Below are 17,809 nucleotides of genomic sequence, written 5' to 3'. Positions count from 1 at the left end.
CTGCTCCAGAGAAACTAGTTTATTGCTGATTCTGCCTGACTTGTTCGAAAAAGCATACTGCCGCGCATGCGGCAACGTTCAGGGATTCGACTTGGCCGAGATGGGGGATGACCACGGTCTGGGTCGCCAGGGACAGCAAATCGTCCGCCACGCCCTGCCCTTCGTGTCCGAACACCCAGGCCACCGGCTTGCTCAGGTCGGCGTCGTACAGGCGGGTGCTGGCGTAGCCGCTGGTGGCCAGCGTGGGGATTTTGGAGGCGGCCATCAGCGGCGCCAGGTCCACGTTTTCAAAGATATCGAGCACGAAATGGGCGCCCATGGCGGCGCGCAGCACTTTCGGCGACCAGCAGAACGCCGTGCCGCCGCTGCAATACACCTGCTTGATGCCGGCGGCGGCGGCGCTGCGCAGGATGGAGCCGACGTTGCCGGGGTCCTGCACGTTGTCCAGCAGCACGGCCGAGACCGTCATGGCGTCCGGCACGGCGCGCTCGGGGGTGTCGATCAGGAACATCACGCCCACGCCGTGCTCGACCTGGCTGACGGCGTTGTACAGCGCGTCCGGCAAGGCGATGGTGTGGCCGCGCTGGTGCTCGATTTTGCCGACGATGTCAGCCACTTCCGGGTTGTTCAGGGCGGATTCGCCGACGATGCACTGCACCGGCAGGCCGCGCAGCTCCAGGTAGGCCTGGCACAGGTGCACGCCGTCCAGCAGCGTCTGGCCGGCCTTCTTGCGGGCCTGCGAGCTGGTGGCCAGGTGCTTCAGGTCTTTGTATTGCGCGTTATCGCGCGAGGTGATGGTTTTCATAACAGATTATTCATAAACAGCAGCTCGCGCACGGGTGCGAACGAGCGGCGGTGCACCGGCGACGGGCCGTGCTCGCGCAGGCGCTCCAGGTGCAGCGCGGTACCGTAGCCCTTGTGCTGGTCGAAAGCATACTGCGGATAGGCGGCGTGCAACCGCACCAGCGCGGCGTCGCGCGCGGTCTTGGCGAGGATGGAGGCGGCCGAGATGGCGTCTTCCTTGTCGTCGCCGCCGATGATGGCGATGGTCTGTATCATCATGCGCGGGCAGTGGTTGCCGTCGATCAGCGCCAGGGTCGGCTTGGTGCCGAGCGCTTCCACGGCCCGTTTCATGGCCAGCATGCTGGCCTGCAGGATGTTGAGCTTGTCGATTTCGGCTTCCGAGGCCTCGGCAATGGCCCAGGCCAGCGCATTGCTCTTGATCAGCGGCGCCAGCATGTCGCGCTTGGCTTCGGTCAGTTTCTTGGAGTCGCGCAGGCCCTCGATCGGACGCTCGGGATGCAGGATCACTGCCGCCGCGAACACAGGGCCGGCCAATGGGCCGCGCCCGGCCTCGTCCACGCCGCAAATGATCTCGTCAAGCGAGCGCGGCAGATCGTCGAACAGGCCGGGTTGGGGAGTTTTCATTTCTTCAGTACTTTCATCACTGCCGCCGCGCTTTCCTGCGCACTATTGCGCAGCAGGCTGTGGTGCATCTCGGTAAACCGCTCCGCCAGGTTCAGGCGGTGCGGCGCGTCGCTCAGCTGGCGCCACATGGCTTCGGCCAGGTTCTCCGGGCTGGCCGCGTCCTGCAGCAGCTCCGGCACCAGGAAGTCGCGCGCCAGGATATTCGGCAGGCCGATCCACGGCTGATAGCCAAAATGGCGCAAAATCTGCCATTCCAGCGCCATCATCTTGTAAGCGATCACCATCGGCTTCTTGAACAGCGCCACTTCCAGCGACGCCGTGCCGGAGGCGACCAGCACCGCGTCCGCCGCCGCGATGGCGGTGTGCGACTGGCCGTCCAGCAGCTTGATCTCGACGTCCTGCAGGCCGGCTTCGGCCACCAGCTGCAGGAAGTACTGGCGCTGCTTCTCGCCCGCCATCGGCGCCACGAAATGCAGCGAACGGTCGCGCTTCTTCAGCAAACGTGCCGCCTTCATGAACGCTACCGTGTTGTACTTGATCTCCGACATGCGGCTGCCCGGCATGATGGTGACCACGTTGGCCACCTCGGGCAAGCCCAGCTGGCGGCGCGCGCCGGCCTCGTCCGGCTCCAGCGGCACCAGCTCGGCCAGCGGGTGGCCGACGTAGCTGCACGGCACGCCGGCCTTGCGGTAGATCTCTTCCTCGAAGGGAAACACCACCAGCATGTGCGACACGGCGCGGATGATCTTCTTGATGCGCCCGCCGCGCCAGGCCCAGATCTGCGGCCCGATGTAGTGCACGGTGGGGATGCCGGCCGCCTTCAGCCGCTCTTCCAGCCCGAGGTTGAAGCCGGGATAGTCGGCGCCGATGAAGACGTCCGGCCGCTCGGCCAGCAGCTGGTCGCGCAGCGTGTTCTGGATGCCCTTGATTTCGCGGTAGCGCGGGATCACGGCCAGCAGGCCGCGCACGGTCAGCTTGTCCATCGGCCATTGCGATTCGAAGCCGTGCTCCATCATCGCCGGGCCGCCGATGCCGTGGAAGCGCGCCTGCGGCAGCTGCGGCCGCAGGCCGGACAGCAGGCGCGCCGCCAGCACGTCGCCGGACGGTTCGCCGGCGACCACCGCGACCGATATGTCAGCGGACGATGCCACGATTCGCCGTATCGAGGAATTCGCGCATGGCGCGCGCGTGCACGGCCACGTCCTCGGCCAGGGCATGCTCCTGTTCGAGCATGGCCGCCTTGGCCTCTTCCAGCGTGAGGCCGGAGCGATACAGCGTTTTGTAGGCTGCGCGGATGGCGTTGATCTGCTCGCGCGTGAAGCCGCGGCGTTTCAAGCCTTCGATGTTGACGCCGTGCGCCGCTGCCGGATTGCCGTTCAGCAGCACGAATGGCGGCACGTCCTGCGTCAGGCTGGTGCTCATGCCGACGAAGGCGTGCGCGCCGATCTTGCAGAACTGGTGCACATTGGCGAAGCCGCTCATGATGACCCAGTCGCCGATCTCCACGTGGCCCGCGATCTGGGCGTTGTTCGAGAAGATGGTGTTATTGCCAACAATGCAATCATGCGCCAGGTGGACGTAGGCCGAGATCCAGTTGTCGTTGCCGAGCCTGGTCACGCCCTTGTCCTGCACGGTGCCGGTGTTGAAGGTGCAGAATTCGCGGATGGTGTTGCGGTCGCCGATTTCCAGGCGGGTCGGCTCGCCCGACCATTTCTTGTCCTGCGGCGCGGCGCCGATGGACGAGAACTGGAACAGCACGTTGTCGCGGCCGATGGTGGTGTGGCCTTCGATCACCACGTGCGGGCCGACCTTGGTGCCGGCCGCGATGCGCACGTTCGGGCCGATCACCGAGTACGGGCCCACCGTCACGCTGCTGTCGAGCTGCGCTTTCGGGTCGACGATGGCGGTAGCATGAATTTTAGCCGATTCGTTGCTCATTACTGCCCCGCTGGCTGGCTCGCGTCGGTGCTGCTGCGGATGGTGCACATCAGTTCAGCTTCCACGGCGGTCTGGCCGTCGACGGTGCCGACTGCCTTGTATTTCCAGATGCCGCGCGCCACGCGCAGGATTTCCACGTCCATCTTCAGCTGGTCGCCAGGGCCCACCGGGCGCTTGAAGCGCGCGCCGTCGATGCCGACGAAGTAGACCACCGAGTTCTCGTCCGGCTTGATGCCCATGGACTTGAACGACAGCAGCGCGGCGGTCTGCGCCATCGCTTCGATCATCAGCACGCCCGGCATCACCGGCTTGTGCGGGAAGTGGCCGTTGAAGAACTCTTCGTTGACGGTGACGTTCTTGATGGCGGTGATGGACTTGTTCTCTTCGTAGTTCAGAACGCGGTCCACCAGCAGCAGCGGATAGCGGTGCGGCAGGTAGGCCTTGATCTCGCAGATATCCATGGTCTTCGGGGCGGTGCTCAATTCAGGTGTAGTGGTCATGATTCGTCTTGATCTTTTGTTTTAATGTTTTTTTCCAGCGCGCGGATTTTATCGCGCATTCCCGGCAAATTGCGAACAATGGCGGCCGATTTTTCCCAATCGGCGTTTTTTGCCAACGGATAGAAGCCGGTGTACTGGCCCGGCTCCAGTATCGAACGCGATACCATGCTGCCGGACGAGACGTGCACGCCGTCCACGATTTTCAGGTGGCCCAGCACCATGGCGGCGCCGCCGAAGGTGCAGTACTTGCCGATGATGGCGCTGCCCGCCACGCCGACGCAGCCCGCCATCGCCGTATGCGCGCCGATCACGCAGTTGTGGCCGATCTGGATCTGGTTGTCCAGCTTCACGCCGTCTTCAATAATGGTGTCCGCCAGCGCGCCGCGGTCCACCGTGGTGTTGGCGCCGATGTCGACGTCGTCGCCGATGACCACGCGGCCGGTCTGCGGAATCTTGATGTAGACCCCGCCCTCGTTGGCGAAACCGAAACCGTCGGTGCCGATCACGGCGCCGGAATGGACGATGCCGCGCTTCCCGATGATGCAGCGCGCATGGAAGGTCACGTTGGCGAAGAAGTGCGTGCCCTCGCCCACCTGCGCGTCGCGGCCGACGAAGCAGCCGTGGTCGATCACCGCGCCGGGGCCGATCACCGCGCCCGCCTCGATGCTGACGAAGGGGCCGATGTGCGCGCCGGGGTCCACCTTGGCCGTGGCGTGCACCGCCGCAGAGGCATGGATGCCCGGCTCGGGCACGATGGCCGTCAGCGCTTCGAAGTATTGCGCGGCGCGGGCAAAGTACACATAGGGGTTTTTGACAATGATGCGCGCGCCCTGGTAGGTCGCGGCCACGGTCTCGTCGTCCTGTGCGGAGACGATCAGCGCGGCGGCCTTGCTCTGGCCGGCCTGGGCGCGGAATTTGCTATTGCTGAGAAAGCTGATGTGCGAAACGCCGGCGTCCGCCAGTGGCGCGATGCCGGACACTTCCAGTGCCGCATCGCCTACCAGCTGCCCGCCCAAGCGTTCGACCAATTCTCCTAGTCGAGTGCCCATCGGGGTGTTCCAATCTATATCTGTGTGACTATTTGTTTTTGTCGAGCGCCGCCAGCACCTTGTCGGTGATGTCGATGCGCGGGCTGGCCCACACCGCGTCCTGCAGCACGATGTCGAAGCCTTCGGTCTGCGCCAGCTGCTTGATGATCAGCGTGGCCTTGTCGGAAATGACGGCGCGCTCCTCATTGGTGCGCTGGTTCAAGTCTTCGCGGAACTCGCGCTGGCGGCGCTGGAATTCCTTGTCCAGTTCGAAGTACTCGCGCTGGCGCTTCACGCGGTCGGCTTCGCCCAGCGCCGGCAGTTCCTTCTCCAGCTTCTCGGACGCGGTTTTCAGGCGCGAGGCCAGGTCCTGCATGGCCTTCTCGCGCGCCTTGAATTCCTCGGCCAGCTTGTCGCCGGCCAGCTTGGCCAGGCGCGATTCGTTATAAATCCGCTCGGTGCTGAGCCACGCAATCTTGGACGACTGCGCTTGCGCCGGCCCCAAAGCGCTCAAGCCCAGTGCAAGCACGGCCAGATACTTGGCGGCCTTAGCCGATGCGGTAGCGGAAGCAGTCTTCAACGTGTTTCTCCGAATCAAAGTTAGTACCCTTAGAATCCATTACCCATCTGGAACTGGAAGCGTTCCAGGCGGTCGCCAGGTTTGGCGTTCAAAGGCTTAGCATAACTCAACTTCAGCGGACCAACCGGGGAAATCCAGTTTACGCCCAGGCCGGTGGAGAAGCGCAGCTCCGAGAAGCGCATCTTCTGGCCTTCCTGGTAGACCTGGCCGCCGTCAAGGAAGCCGAACCAGCGCAGGCTGCGGTCCTGGCCGGAGCCCGGGAACGGCATCTGCAGTTCGGCGTTACCGATCAGGCGCGAGGCGCCGCCCAGCGCATCGCCGTAGCGGGTGTCGACGATACCGAGCGAGGAGCTCAGGTAGCCGCGCACCGAACCGATGCCGCCGCCGTAGAAGTTCTTGAACACCGGGTACGGCTTGTCGCCGATGCCGTGGCCGTAATCGATCTCGCCCTTCAGGGCCAGCGTGACTTTCGGGTGCAGCGGCTTGAACAGCTGGTGCTCGTACACGGCGCGGAAGTACTTCGACTCGCCCACCACGTCCAGTTCCAGGTTGATGCGCTGGTACTGGCCCACGGTCGGGGTCAAGGCGCTGTCGCGGCTGTCGCGCGCCCAGGCGGCGGTCAGCGGCACGGCCACGGTCTTGGCGGTGCCCACCGGGCTGCCGGTGATGTCGCGCACGTAGTCCTGGTAGCGCACCGGGCTGGTTTCGTCGGTGGTGATCGACGAACGTTCCAGGCCCGCGCCGAAGAACACGGTGTCCACTTCCGAGAACGGCACGCCCCAGCTGATACGGCCGCCGTGCTGTTTAATCGTGTAGGAACCGATGTTCAGCGCGGGCGGGTTCAGGGTGCGGATGTACAGGTCGAACGAGCGGCTCACGCCATCATCCGTGTAGTACGGATTGGTGTTCGAGAACTCGATGGTGCGGCTGTACTTGCTGGTGTTCAGGTTGATGCCGACGGTGTTGCCCGAGCCGGCGAAGTTGGCCTGCTGGATCGACGCCGAGAAGGTGAACTTCTCGGCCTGCGAGAACGCGCCGCCGATCTGGAAGTTACCGGTCGGCTTCTCGACCACGGTCAGCTGCACGTCCACCTGGTCCGAGGTGCCCTGCGCTTCCGGCGTGTCGATGGTCACGTCCTTGAAGTAGCCCAGGCGGTCCACGCGGTCGCGGGTCAGCTTGATCTTGTTGGCGTCGTACCAGGACGACTCGAACTGGCGGAACTCGCGGCGGATCACTTCGTCGCGGGTGGTGGTGTTGCCGGCGATGTTCATGTGGCGCACGTAGGCGCGCTTGCCCGGGTCGATCAGGAAGGTGAAGCTCACTTCGCGCTTCTCGCGGTCGATCTGCGGATCGACGTTGACGTTGGCAAAGGCGTAGCCGAAGGTGCCCAGGCGGTCGGTGATCAGCTTGTTGGTGGCGGTCAGGCGCTCGCCCGAATAGACTTCGCCTTTGCGCAGCAGCACCAGCTGGCGCAGCTCTTCCTCACGGCCGAACATCTCGCCTTCGAACTTGTAGTCGGCGACCTTGTACTTCTCGCCTTCGCTGATGTTGATGGTGATGTAGATGTCCTTCTTGTCCGGGGTGATCGAGACCTGGGTCGATTCGACCTGCATCTCGATGTAGCCGCGGTTCAGGTAGAACGACTTGAGCGATTCCAGGTCGCCGGTCAGCTTGGTCTTGGAGTACTGGTTGGCCTTGGTGTACCAGCTGAACCAGCCGCCGGTGTTCAGCGCCAGGTTCTCGCGCAGTTCCTTGTCGGAGAAAGCCTTGTTGCCCACCAGGTTGATCTGCTTGATCTTGGCGATTTCGCCCTCGTCCACCGCGAACACGATGTTGACGCGGTTACGCTCGATCGGCGTGACCGTGGTGGTGACCTTCACGCCGTACAGGCCGCGCGACAGGTACTGGCGCTTCAATTCCTGCTCGGCGCGGTCCACCGACGCCTTGTCGAAGGTCTTGGTCTCGCCCACGCCGATGTCCTTCAGCGCCTTGACCAGCATGTCCTTCTCGAATTCCTTGGTGCCGGTGAAGTCCACCTTGGCGATCGCCGGGCGTTCCTCCACGATCACCACCAGCACGTCGCCGTCCTGCTCCAGGCGCACGTCCTTGAAGATACCCGAACCGTACAGGCCCTTGATGGCGGCCACGCTCTTCTTGTCGTCGAAGGTCTCGCCCACGCGCACCGGCAGGTAGCTGAAGACCGTGCCGGCCTCCGTACGCTGGATGCCTTCGACACGGATGTCCTTGACGACAAAGGGATTGATGGCGAACGCGCTGCCGGAGCAGAGAGCCAGGGCGGCGGCGCCGATCAGGCTGCGGCGAAAGGAAGGCAAGGCAATACGGTCAGAATATAATTTCATTGGTGGTATTCGATGGCTCAAATCAATGGCTCAAATTACAGACTACATAAACTTATTAAAGCAGGCGCGCCACGTCGTTGAATACAGCCAGTGCCATTAATGTCACCAGCAGACCAACGCCGAGGCGCTGCGCTATCTCGCCAAAACGCTCCGGCACTGGACGCCCGGTCAAAACTTCCAGCGAATAATACAGTAAAAGTCCACCATCAAGAACGGGAATCGGTAGCAAATTCATCACCCCGAGACTGATGCTGATGAAGGCAATGAAGCTCAGGTAGCTGGCAACGCCTATCCGTGCGGTCTGTCCGGCGTAGTCCGCAATGGTGATAGGGCCGGTCACGTTCTTCCACGAGACTTCGCCGACGATCATTTTCCCTATCATTTTCAGGGTCAGGACGCTGGTGTCCCACACCTTGACGGCGCCCTTGCCCACCGCCTCCACCGGCCCGGCGGTCACTTCGATCATATCCGGGCCCTGTCCGGCGTAAGCGCCGATCTTACTGACTGTTACAGATCCTTTACGCTCCACATCCGGCGTCACGGTCAGTTCGAACCGCTCACCGCCCCGCGGGCCGCCGCGCAGGCCTTGCAGCCGCAGCGCTTTGCCGTTCGAGCCGCGCACCACGGTGAGGAAGGCGATCCAGTCCTCCACCGGCTTGCCGTCGACGGCTTCGATCAGGTCGCCGCTGCGCAGGCCGGCGCGTTCGGCGGCGCTGCCCGGCAGGATGTCGCCCAGCAGCGCGGGCGGGCGCGCCAGGCCGAAGCCCAGCTTGCCGGCCACGTCGGACTCCAGGTCCATGCCCTGCGTGGCGCTGGCCGGAATGTTCAGCGTGTGGCGCCCGCTGCCGGGACGGTCCACTTCCAGCACCATGCCCTGCTTGTCGATGGCGGTCTGGATCACGGCCCAGCGCAGGTCGGACCATACGCGCACGCGCTCGCCGTTCACGGAGGTGACGATGTCGCCGCCTTTCAGGCCGGCCGCGAAGGCGGCGCTGTCGGCGGCGGGCGGCGCCACTTTGGAGGAAGGTTCGGCAATGCCGGCCATGTACAGGCCGGCGAACAGGAAGATGGCCAGCAGGAAGTTGGCCAGCGGGCCGGCGGCCACGATGGCGATGCGCTTCCACACGTTCTGGCGCGTGAACTCGCGCGCCTTGTCGGCTTCGGACAGCGGGCCGATGTCGGTCTCGCGGCTGTCCAGCATCTTGACGTAGCCGCCCAGCGGCAGCGCGGACACGGCCCACTCGGTCTGGTCCGGGCCCACGCGGCGCGACCACACCACCTTGCCCATGCCGACCGAGAAGCGCAGCACCTTCACGCCGCACCAGCGCGCCACCCAGTAGTGGCCCAGCTCATGGAAAATGATCAGCGATCCCAGCGCGACCGCGAAAGCCAGCAGGGTCGTGAGCAGGTTCATGGTGTGCGCAAGCCCGCAATAGTACTGTTAATAATACGTTCGGCGGCGGCGCGCGCCAGGCCGTCCTGCTCCATCACGGCGGCGATGCTGGCGGCGGCGCCGTGCGGCAGCTCCTGCATCACTTCGGCGATGACGCGGTCGATCTGGCGGAAGCCGATGCGGCTGTCGAGGAAGGCGGCCACCGCCACCTCGTTGGCCGCGTTGAGCAGCGCGGGCGCGGTGCCGCCGGCCTTCAGCGCCTCAAAAGCCAGCGCCAGGCAGGGGAACTGCACGAAGTCGGGACGTTCGAACTGCAAGGTGCCCACCTGCGCCAGGTCCAGCTGCGCCACCCCGGAAGCGATGCGCTCCGGGTAGGCCAGCGCGTGCGCGATCGGGGTACGCATGTCCGGGTTGCCCAGTTCGGCCAGCACCGAGCCGTCGTTGTAGGACACCATGGAGTGCACCACCGACTGCGGATGGATCACCACTTCGATCTGCTCGGCGGAGGCGCCGAACAGCCAGTGCGCCTCGATCACTTCCAGGCCCTTGTTCATCATGGTGGCCGAGTCGACCGAGATCTTGCGGCCCATCGACCATTTCGGATGCTTGCAGGCCTCGTCCGGCGTGACCGTGTCGAGCGTGTCGACGGCGCGCTTGAGGAAGGGGCCGCCGGAAGCGGTCAGCAGGATCTTGGTGACCCCGCAAGCGCCCGGCACGCGGCTGTAATGCTGCGGCAGGCACTGGAAGATGGCGTTGTGCTCGCTGTCAATGGGCAGCAGCACCGCCCCGCTCTCGTGCACCGCGTCCATGAACAGCTGGCCGGACATGACCAGCGCTTCCTTGTTCGCCAGCAGCACCTTCTTGCCGGCACGCGCGGCGGCCAGGGTGGGCGCCAGGCCGGCGGCGCCGACGATGGCGGCCATCACGGTATCGGTTTCAGCGGCGCTGGCGATGGCGCACAGCGCCTGCTCGCCGTATTCGACTTCGGTGCGCAAGCCTTTCGCCTGCAGCAGCGCCTGCAGCTGCGCGGCGGCGGCGGCAGTGCCGACCACGGCGCGGGCCGGTTTGAACTGTTCGCACTGCGCGGCCAGCTCTTCCACGCGGCTGTGCGCGCTCAGCGCGTAGACCGAGTAGCGCTCCGGGTGGCGCGCCAGCACGTCCAGCGTGGAGACGCCGATGGAGCCGGTGGCGCCTAGAATGGTGATGCGTTGCATGGTACTCCTTATGCCCAGCCGGCGATCAGCGCGGCCAGCGGCAGCACTGGCACCAGGGCGTCAATACGGTCCAGCACGCCGCCGTGGCCCGGCAGCAGGTTGCTGCTGTCCTTGGCGCCGGCGCGGCGTTTCAGCATGGATTCAAACAGGTCGCCGATCACGCTGAACGCGCAGATCACGACCAGGATAATAATGGTCAAGCCCCAGCCGCGCCTGGCCTGCAGCGTGACCACGAAGGTGTCCTGCAGCCAGGGGAAGGACGGCGCGGCCAGCACGCTCACGGCCGACAGCAGCACCACGGCGATGCAGCCGCCGATGGCGCCTTCCCAGGACTTGCCGGGCGAAATGGTGGGCGCCAGCTTGCGCTTGCCGAAGGCCTTGCCGCTGAAGTAGGCGCCGATGTCGGCGATCCACACCAGCGCCATGGCCGAGATGAGGAACAGCGGCGACTTCAGGTACAGCGCCAGGATGGCCACGAAGCAGCTCACCAAGGTGATGGCGTACACCACGCTGAGCATCTTGTTGCCCAGGCTTTCGCTGGGCGGCAGGCCGGTGTACAGCGTGGGCGTGAAGCGCAGCAGCCAGATGGCGAAACCGAGCGCCAGCCAGAACGTGACCGGGCCGCTCAGGCCGTGCAGCAAAAAGGTGTAGCCGAAGGCCGCCGCCCACACCGCCGCCGCCAGCAGCGGCCGGGGGGTCTGGAACAGCCGGAAGCTCTCCCACACCGCCGCGCCGAAGAAGGCCAGCACCACCACGGCCACGGCCGGATAGTAGTTGAAGAACAGCACGGGCAGCAGGACCGCCAGCAGCGCGACAGCGGTGATAATCCGGGTTTTGAGCATCAGGTGGTCTTCTCGGCCAGTTGGTCGCCGGTGCGGCCGAAGCGGCGCTCCCGGTTCTGGTAGGACGCGATGGCCGCGTCCAGGCTCTCGACGTTGAAGTCGGGCCAGTAGGTGTCGGTGAAAAACAGCTCGGTATAGGCCAGCTGCCACAGCAGGAAGTTGGAGATGCGCTCTTCGCCGCCGGTGCGGATGAACAGGTCCGGCTCGGGCGCGTAGGCCATGGCCAGGTGCGGCGCCAGCTGCTCTTCGCTGAAATCGGTGGCGCCGGGGTGGGCGGCCACCATCTTGCCGACCGCCTGCATGATGTCCCAGCGGCCGCCGTAGTTGGCGCAGATGGTGACGGTCAGGCGGGTGTTGTTGGCGGTCTTGCGCTCGGCGGCGGCGATCATGCCGCGCAGTTTCTCGTCGAAACGGCTCAGGTCGCCCACCACCTTGAGGCGGATGTTATTCGCGTGCAGCTTGGACACTTCGCGCTCGAGCGCGGTGACGAACAAGCGCATCAGCAGCGACACTTCCTCTTCCGGCCGGCGCCAGTTCTCGGAACTGAAGGCGAACAGGGTCACGTATTCCACGCCGCGCAGCGCGCAGCCCTCCACTACTTTGCGCACCGCTTCCACGCCTTTGACGTGGCCGGCGACACGCGGCAGGAAACGCTTGGTCGCCCAACGTCCGTTGCCGTCCATGATGATGGCAACGTGGCGGGGCACCTTGGGCGCATCCGGAACCGCAGTCGTCGAACTCGAATATTTCATGAACTCTAAAGCCAAAAAAGGTGTCGCCACAATGGGGACAGGCCGCCTGGTGCGGCCCGTCCCCTGTTTCCGATACGGGTTATTCCCCGTACTGTAACCGTAATGTAACCGTACTGAGCTTAGACGGTCAGCACTTCTTTCTCTTTTTCAGCCAGCAGCTTGTCGATGTCGACGATGGCCTTGTCGGTCAGCTTCTGGATGTCGTCCGAACCACGGCGCTCGTCGTCTTCCGAGATGGCCTTGTCCTTCACCAGCTTCTTCAGCGTTTCGTTGGCGTCGCGGCGGATGTTGCGCACGGCGATCTTGGCGTCTTCGCCTTCGCTCTTGACCAGCTTGACCATCTCCTTGCGGCGCTCTTCGGTCAGGGCCGGGGTCGGCACGCGGATCTGGTCGCCCTGCGACGACGGGTTCAGGCCCAGGTCGGCGTCGCGGATGGCTTTCTCGATGGTGGCGCCCATCTTCTTCTCGAACGGCGTCACGCCGATGGTGCGCGCATCCACCAGGGTCAGGTTGGCCACCTGGCTCAGCGGGGTCGGGTTGCCATAGTACTCCACCATCACGTGGTCGAGGATGCCGGTGTGGGCGCGGCCGGTGCGGACCTTGGCCAGGTCGCCCTTCAGCGTCTCGATCGACTTGACCATGCGGTCTTGCGCGTTCTTTTTAACGTCAGCTACGGACATGCTGTGCTCCTGTATAACTTGAAAAGTATCTTGGTAAAAAATCAAACGTGAACCAGTGTACCCTCATCCTCGCCCATAATCACGCGCATCAGCGCGCCCGGCTTGGTGATGGAGAACACTTTGATCGGCAGTTTCTGGTCGCGGCACAGCGCGAATGCGGTCGCATCCATCACTTGCAGGTGCTTGGCGATGGCTTCGTCGAACGAGATCGTGTGGAACAGGGTCGCGTTCGCGTCTTTTTTCGGGTCGGCGGTGTAGATGCCGTCCACCTTGGTCGCTTTCAGCACGATTTCCGCGCTGATTTCCGAGCCGCGCAGGGCGGCGGCCGTGTCGGTGGTGAAGAAGGGATTGCCGGTGCCTGCGGCGAACACGACAACCTTGCCCTCTTCCAGGTATTGCAGCGCTTTCGGGCGCACATAGGGCTCGACCACCTGGTCGATGCCGATGGCCGACATCACGCGCGCGGTCACGCCGGCGTGCTTCATGGCGTCGGCCAGGGCCAGCGCGTTCATCACGGTGGCCAGCATGCCCATGTAGTCCGCAGTGGCGCGGTCCATGCCTTGGGCGCCGGGCGCAACGCCGCGGAAGATGTTGCCGCCGCCGATCACTACTGCCAGTTCCACGCCCAGTTTCGCTACCTCGGCCACATCGGCCACCATGCGCTCGATCGTGCCGCGGTTGATGCCGTAGGCATCGTCGCCCATCAGGGCTTCGCCGGACAATTTGAGGAGGACGCGCTTGTAGGCTGGTTTTGACATGAGCTGGGGCTCCTTAGTTGGGTTTATTCGGGTGTGGCGGACGGAGGCGAGGTTATGCGACGCATATGATACCCGCACCTCCGCTTGCTGCACCACTCGCTTGCATTCAAGCAACAAGCAAGTGGTTTGGGCTTAAAAAAACGGGCCTTGCGGCCCGCTTTTAATTATGCGCCTTTGGAGGCGGCCATTTGCGCTGCAACTTCAGCAGCGAAATCGTCTACCTTCTTCTCGATGCCTTCGCCAACCACGTACATCGTGAAGGCTTTCACGGATGCGTTGTTCGCTTTCAGCATGGCTTCGATGGTCTGCTTGTCGTTCTTGACGAAGGCCTGGTTCAGCAGGGACACTTCTTTCAGGAACTTCTGCACGGAACCTTCCAGACGCTTGGCAACGATGTCAGCCGACTGGGCTGGCTTGCCGGCGGCTGCGGCCTGGGCTGCATCTTCGTCAGCTTTAGCCTGGGCAACCGAGCGCTCTTTTTCGATCAGTTCGGCAGGCACCTGGTCAGCCGACAGCGACACTGGCTTCATTGCGGCGATGTGCATGGCCACGTCTTTGCCGACCTGGTCGTCCGCGCCTTCGAACTCAACCATCACGCCGATGCGGGTGCCGTGCAGGTACGACGCCAGCTTGGCGGTGGTTTCGAAACGCTGGAAGCGGCGGATCGACATGTTTTCGCCGATTTTGCCGATCAGGGCGGTGCGCACTTCGTCCAGGGTCTTGCCTTCGCCGGCTGGCAGGGCCAGCAGGGCTTCCACGGTGGCCGGGTTGTTTTCGGCAACCAGGCGGGCCGCGGTGTTGGCCAGGTTCAGGAAGTCGTCGTTTTTAGCAACGAAGTCGGTCTCGGAGTTGACTTCGATCAGGGCGCCAACGCCGTTGGCGATGTAGGTTGCCACCACGCCTTCGGCGGTGATGCGCGAGGAAGCCTTGGAAGCCTTGCCGCCCAGCTTAACGCGCAGCAGTTCTTCGGCCTTGTCCATGTTGCCTTCGGCTTCGGTCAGGGCTTTCTTGCATTCCATCATAGGCGCGTCGGTCTTCGCGCGCAGTTCGCCTACCATCGCTGCAGTAATAGCTGCCATGTAATTCTCCTGTGTATTCGATGAGTGGTATGGGGTGGCTCGCAAGCCTGCACGCCCATACGCTGTCGTTAAAAAAAAGGGGGAGCAGATGCCACCCCTTTTAAACTGCTGATTTGCTGCTTGGAAGCCTGCCTTGCGGCAGGCAGCCAATTAGGCTTGTTCGCTAACTTCTACGAACTCGTCGCCAGATGCGGTCTTGATCGTTTCCAGCACGTCGGCGGTCGAATTTGCACGGCCTTCGATGATGGCGTCGGCCACACCGCGAGCGTACAGCGTGATCGCTTTCGAGGAGTCGTCGTTGCCTGGAATGACGTAGGTTACGCCTTCTGGGGAGTGGTTGGTATCGACCACGCCGATGACTGGGATGCCCAGTTTAGCGGCTTCGGTGATGGCGCCTTTGTGGTAGCCAACGTCCACGACGAAGATTGCGTCAGGAACGCCGCCCATTTCCTTGATACCGCCGATGGACTTTTGCAGCTTGACCATCTCGCGTTGGAACATCAGCGCTTCTTTCTTCGACAGCTTCTCAACGGAACCGTCTTCGATCTGGGCTTCCATGTCTTTCAGGCGCTTGATCGAGGTCTTGATCGTTTTGAAGTTGGTCAGCATGCCGCCCAGCCAACGCTGGTCAACGTAAGGAACGCCAGCACGTTGCGCTTCAGCAGCGATGATTTCGCGCGCTTGACGCTTGGTGCCCACCATCAGGATGGTGCCACGGCTCGATGCCAGTTGGCGAACGTGCTTCATCGCCTCCTGGTACATGCCCATGGTTTTTTCCAGGTTGATGATGTGGATTTTGTTGCGGTGGCCGAAGATGAACGGAGCCATCTTTGGGTTCCAGAAACGGGTTTGGTGACCGAAGTGGACACCGGCTTCCAGCATTTCACGCATAGTTACGGACATATTAGCTCCAGGGTTTGGGTCTGGAATCCGATCAGTCACCCTTTGACAGGCACCCTTGGCGACCGGATTCGCGTTTAAAAAATTTAAGGATTTACTACGTTGCTCAAAAACGAATTCAAGCAACCCGAAATTCTACTCTGAAAACACCGTTTCAGGCAAGTGCGGCGACGGCTTTCGGGCCAATAAGCTTGCATTGGATGCAATTTCGCGCGCGCGGCGTTGCGCGACAGGCGTATGATGAGCGAAACGGCATCGCCACTCTCATCTTCAACTCAACTTGGAGAGCCCATGGACAAGGACGCGTCGCAGCCCGACCTTCAGGAAGATCAACGCCCGGCCATGCCGTTCCGGACCCTGCTCTACCGCTTCATGTTCTTCGACTGGCTGTTCAGGGACGTGAGCGCGGCGCGCGACCTCTTTGAGCGGCACGCGGCGCTGGCGCACAACCGCTTCATGAGCCGCTACCTGCCGGTCTACCTGCGGCGCTGGTCGGTGGTGGCGGCCCTCGATTTCGCGCTGGGCTTCCTGTTCGAGCGCGCGCTGCAGGCCACGCTGCTGTCGGCCTGGTTCTTCACCTGGTCCTGCGTCACCATTTCCGGCATGGTAGTGATTACCGCCGCCTGGCTGTTCCTGACCTTCGGGCGGCTCTCCTGATCAGAACTCGCCGCGCGCGCCGCGTTCCAGCATTTTCAGGATGGTGGCGCGCACGCGCTGCACGGTGGCGCCGACATGAGGCGGCAGCTCGCCTTGCATGTCAATTAACATATCCATGTCCATGGTGTAGATCCACAGGCCGTCGTCCTGCTCGACCACGGAGATCCGGCACGGCAGCAGCGCGGCCATGCTGGGGTTGAAGTCGACCATGGTGCGGGCGGCTGCGGGGTCGCAGTAGGAATACACTTTGAGGAATTTGCCGGGCTTGCCGGAGCGCAGTTCCAGCTCCTTGGACAGGGGCAGCTCGCCCACCGCGCGGATGTTGTCTTCTGCCGCCACGCTGGCGAAGGCGTCTTCTATTTCGGTTATCGTGACGCCGGGCCGCACTTTGCGCGCCCAGGTGATGCTGGCGGCTGGATTGCCCGGGCCGGCGGCGCGTCCCGTGGCGCCCCTGCCACCCGGGCTGACCGTGTCAGCCGTGCTGCAGCCGGCCAAGACCAAGGCCAGGCAGCACGCGGCGGCGAGGCCGGTCGCGGGAATCCTGATGGTGCTACGCATGGTCGCGCCCTTATGTGGCTGGCAAACCGCGAGCATAGTGGCAAGCAGGACGCCGCGCAAGTGGGCCGTGCGGCGGGATTCGGCCGAATCCGGCGGATCAAAGGTTCAGGTCGTCCAGGATGGCGTCCAGGCCGGCGCGGGCGCATTTGTCGTCCAGGTCGCCGGACGGGGCGCCGGAGATGCCGATGGCGCCGTAGGGCGCACCGGCCGCTTCGATCAGCAGGCCGCCGCCGATGGCCGCCACGCGGGGGATTTCGCGGATGCCGCTGGAGGCCGAACCCGGCAGCGTGGCCTTGGCCAGCTCGGTGGTGTTCATCTTGAAGCTGGCGGCGGTCCAGGCTTTGTTGATGGCGGTTTCCGGGGTGTGCGCGCCAGCGAACCGGTCGCGCAGCACCGCCTGGATCTGGCCGCTGCGGTCCACCACGGCCACCGCCACCTGGAAGCCGCCGCTGCGGCAGGCTGCCAGCGCGGCGGACGCGGCTTTCAGTGCGGTTTCGGGCGTCATCAGGCGGATGGCGTAGCTGGCGTCGGCGGCCAGGACGGAGGAAGGCGCTCCCGGGAGGATGGCGGCGGCGGCCAGTGCGCTGGCGATGGCGTGCTTCATGGGGCGGTCCTTTCGGGTGGTGATGTGGCGGAGATGGCTTGCCGCGCGGTGGCGAGGCGGGCGTCGAGGTAGGCGCCGTACATGCCTGCCGTGTCGCCGCCTTTCAGCGGCGGCGCGAGCTCGGCGCCGTTCGGACCGACAAACAGGACGGTTGGCGCGAAACGCACGCCAAATTGGCGAGCCAGCGCGGCGTGGCTGGTGGCGGCGCCTTCCAGTCCGGTGGCGGCAACGCCGCCGCCAACCTCGATTTCGCGGATGGTATAGGCGCTGTGCAGCATGGGAGCGAGGTAGTTGTGGCGCACGGTGTGGCAATAGCGGCAGTCAGGCAGCGAGAAGAACAGCACCAGCGGCATCCCTGTCCGCGCGGCATGGCGGCTGTCGCGCTGCAGGTTGGACGCCAGCGGTATTGGCGGTACTTGAGGCGCCAGCGCCGCGGCCGGGGCGCCGGCATTGGCGATGGCGGCGGGCGCGGCGGCTGACGCGGTCGAGGCGTCTGAGATGGCAAAAAAAGAGGCCAATGTGGCCAGCATGACCGCCG

General features: G+C 64.0%; 20 protein-coding genes. 1 reads left to right on the top strand and 19 read right to left on the bottom strand.

The features are described 5' to 3' along the window. Positions 1-19 precede the first annotated feature (19 nt). The 16 genes from AC56DV_RS28925 to rpsB all read right to left on the bottom strand — a co-directional run bounded on the left by AC56DV_RS28925 (position 20) and on the right by rpsB (position 15,455). Positions 20-805: a TrmH family RNA methyltransferase gene (locus AC56DV_RS28925; RefSeq protein WP_496317660.1), complete on the bottom strand. Its 786-nt coding sequence runs from the start codon at positions 803-805 to the stop codon at positions 20-22. Beyond that, positions 802-1,428, bottom strand: a complete 627-nt coding sequence (rnhB, locus tag AC56DV_RS28920; RefSeq protein WP_496317659.1) for a ribonuclease HII — start codon at positions 1,426-1,428, stop codon at positions 802-804. Before rnhB ends, AC56DV_RS28925 begins: the two co-directional genes overlap by 4 nt. Further along, the gene (gene lpxB, locus AC56DV_RS28915) at positions 1,425-2,579 is read right to left on the bottom strand and encodes a lipid-A-disaccharide synthase (protein ID WP_496317658.1); all 1,155 of its coding nucleotides are present in this window, start codon (positions 2,577-2,579) and stop codon (positions 1,425-1,427) included. The genes rnhB and lpxB overlap by 4 nt, the downstream gene beginning before the upstream one ends. After that, the gene (gene lpxA, locus AC56DV_RS28910) at positions 2,563-3,366 is read right to left on the bottom strand and encodes an acyl-ACP--UDP-N-acetylglucosamine O-acyltransferase (protein WP_496317657.1); all 804 of its coding nucleotides are present in this window, start codon (positions 3,364-3,366) and stop codon (positions 2,563-2,565) included. The genes lpxB and lpxA overlap by 17 nt, the downstream gene beginning before the upstream one ends. Continuing rightward, entirely contained in the window at positions 3,366-3,866 is a 501-nt protein-coding gene (gene fabZ, locus AC56DV_RS28905) for a 3-hydroxyacyl-ACP dehydratase FabZ (RefSeq protein ID WP_496317656.1), read from the bottom strand. Before fabZ ends, lpxA begins: the two co-directional genes overlap by 1 nt. Next, on the bottom strand, positions 3,863-4,915 hold the full coding sequence (lpxD, locus tag AC56DV_RS28900) for a UDP-3-O-(3-hydroxymyristoyl)glucosamine N-acyltransferase (protein ID WP_496317655.1): 1,053 nt from the start codon (positions 4,913-4,915) through the stop codon (positions 3,863-3,865). The genes fabZ and lpxD overlap by 4 nt, the downstream gene beginning before the upstream one ends. A gap of 28 nt (positions 4,916-4,943) precedes the next feature. Next, entirely contained in the window at positions 4,944-5,474 is a 531-nt protein-coding gene (locus AC56DV_RS28895; protein ID WP_496317654.1) for an OmpH/Skp family outer membrane protein, read from the bottom strand. 29 nt (positions 5,475-5,503) lie between these two features. After that, a complete protein-coding gene (gene bamA / locus AC56DV_RS28890) occupies positions 5,504-7,834 on the bottom strand; it encodes an outer membrane protein assembly factor BamA (RefSeq protein ID WP_496317653.1) in 2,331 nt (776 codons plus the stop codon). Positions 7,835-7,889: 55 nt separating this feature from the next. Further along, positions 7,890-9,248, bottom strand: coding sequence for an RIP metalloprotease RseP (rseP, locus tag AC56DV_RS28885; RefSeq protein WP_496317652.1), 1,359 nt, complete (start codon positions 9,246-9,248; stop codon positions 7,890-7,892). Next, positions 9,245-10,441 (bottom strand): 1-deoxy-D-xylulose-5-phosphate reductoisomerase, encoded by a 1,197-nt coding sequence (gene ispC, locus AC56DV_RS28880; RefSeq protein WP_496317651.1) that lies wholly within the window; start codon positions 10,439-10,441, stop codon positions 9,245-9,247. Before ispC ends, rseP begins: the two co-directional genes overlap by 4 nt. A gap of 8 nt (positions 10,442-10,449) precedes the next feature. Then, complete coding sequence (locus tag AC56DV_RS28875; protein ID WP_496317650.1) at positions 10,450-11,283, bottom strand: phosphatidate cytidylyltransferase; 834 nt, start codon at positions 11,281-11,283, stop codon at positions 10,450-10,452. Beyond that, positions 11,283-12,035 carry a polyprenyl diphosphate synthase gene (gene uppS / locus AC56DV_RS28870; RefSeq protein WP_496317649.1) on the bottom strand — a complete coding sequence of 251 codons (753 nt, stop codon included), beginning with the start codon at positions 12,033-12,035 and terminating at the stop codon, positions 11,283-11,285. Before uppS ends, AC56DV_RS28875 begins: the two co-directional genes overlap by 1 nt. A gap of 119 nt (positions 12,036-12,154) precedes the next feature. Then, the gene (frr, locus tag AC56DV_RS28865; RefSeq protein ID WP_496317648.1) at positions 12,155-12,715 is read right to left on the bottom strand and encodes a ribosome recycling factor; all 561 of its coding nucleotides are present in this window, start codon (positions 12,713-12,715) and stop codon (positions 12,155-12,157) included. Positions 12,716-12,756: 41 nt separating this feature from the next. After that, on the bottom strand, positions 12,757-13,473 hold the full coding sequence (gene pyrH / locus AC56DV_RS28860) for a UMP kinase (protein ID WP_496317647.1): 717 nt from the start codon (positions 13,471-13,473) through the stop codon (positions 12,757-12,759). Between the two features lie 164 nt (positions 13,474-13,637). Beyond that, entirely contained in the window at positions 13,638-14,552 is a 915-nt protein-coding gene (tsf, locus tag AC56DV_RS28855) for a translation elongation factor Ts (protein WP_057157158.1), read from the bottom strand. A 150-nt stretch (positions 14,553-14,702) separates the two neighbouring features. After that, positions 14,703-15,455 carry a 30S ribosomal protein S2 gene (gene rpsB, locus AC56DV_RS28850; RefSeq protein WP_496317646.1) on the bottom strand — a complete coding sequence of 251 codons (753 nt, stop codon included), beginning with the start codon at positions 15,453-15,455 and terminating at the stop codon, positions 14,703-14,705. Positions 15,456-15,743: 288 nt separating this feature from the next. On the opposite strand from rpsB, the gene AC56DV_RS28845 reads away from it, so the two are divergent. Further along, positions 15,744-16,109: a hypothetical protein gene (locus tag AC56DV_RS28845; protein ID WP_496317645.1), complete on the top strand. Its 366-nt coding sequence runs from the start codon at positions 15,744-15,746 to the stop codon at positions 16,107-16,109. On the opposite strand, the gene AC56DV_RS28840 is transcribed toward AC56DV_RS28845, so the two are convergent. From AC56DV_RS28840 to AC56DV_RS28830, 3 genes are all read right to left on the bottom strand, one after another. Then, positions 16,110-16,667, bottom strand: a complete 558-nt coding sequence (locus AC56DV_RS28840) for a DUF302 domain-containing protein (protein WP_496317644.1) — start codon at positions 16,665-16,667, stop codon at positions 16,110-16,112. A 97-nt stretch (positions 16,668-16,764) separates the two neighbouring features. Beyond that, positions 16,765-17,271: a GlcG/HbpS family heme-binding protein gene (locus AC56DV_RS28835; protein ID WP_496317643.1), complete on the bottom strand. Its 507-nt coding sequence runs from the start codon at positions 17,269-17,271 to the stop codon at positions 16,765-16,767. Further along, the gene (locus AC56DV_RS28830; protein WP_496317642.1) at positions 17,268-17,801 is read right to left on the bottom strand and encodes a thioredoxin fold domain-containing protein; all 534 of its coding nucleotides are present in this window, start codon (positions 17,799-17,801) and stop codon (positions 17,268-17,270) included. Before AC56DV_RS28830 ends, AC56DV_RS28835 begins: the two co-directional genes overlap by 4 nt. Positions 17,802-17,809: the final 8 nt, after the last annotated feature.

The sequence above is a fragment of the Massilia sp. BGA-UO-ETr-WB1 genome (genome assembly GCF_059567845.1).
The sequence above is the reverse complement of the archived record's forward strand: the minus strand, read 5'-3'. Positions and strand labels throughout refer to the sequence as shown.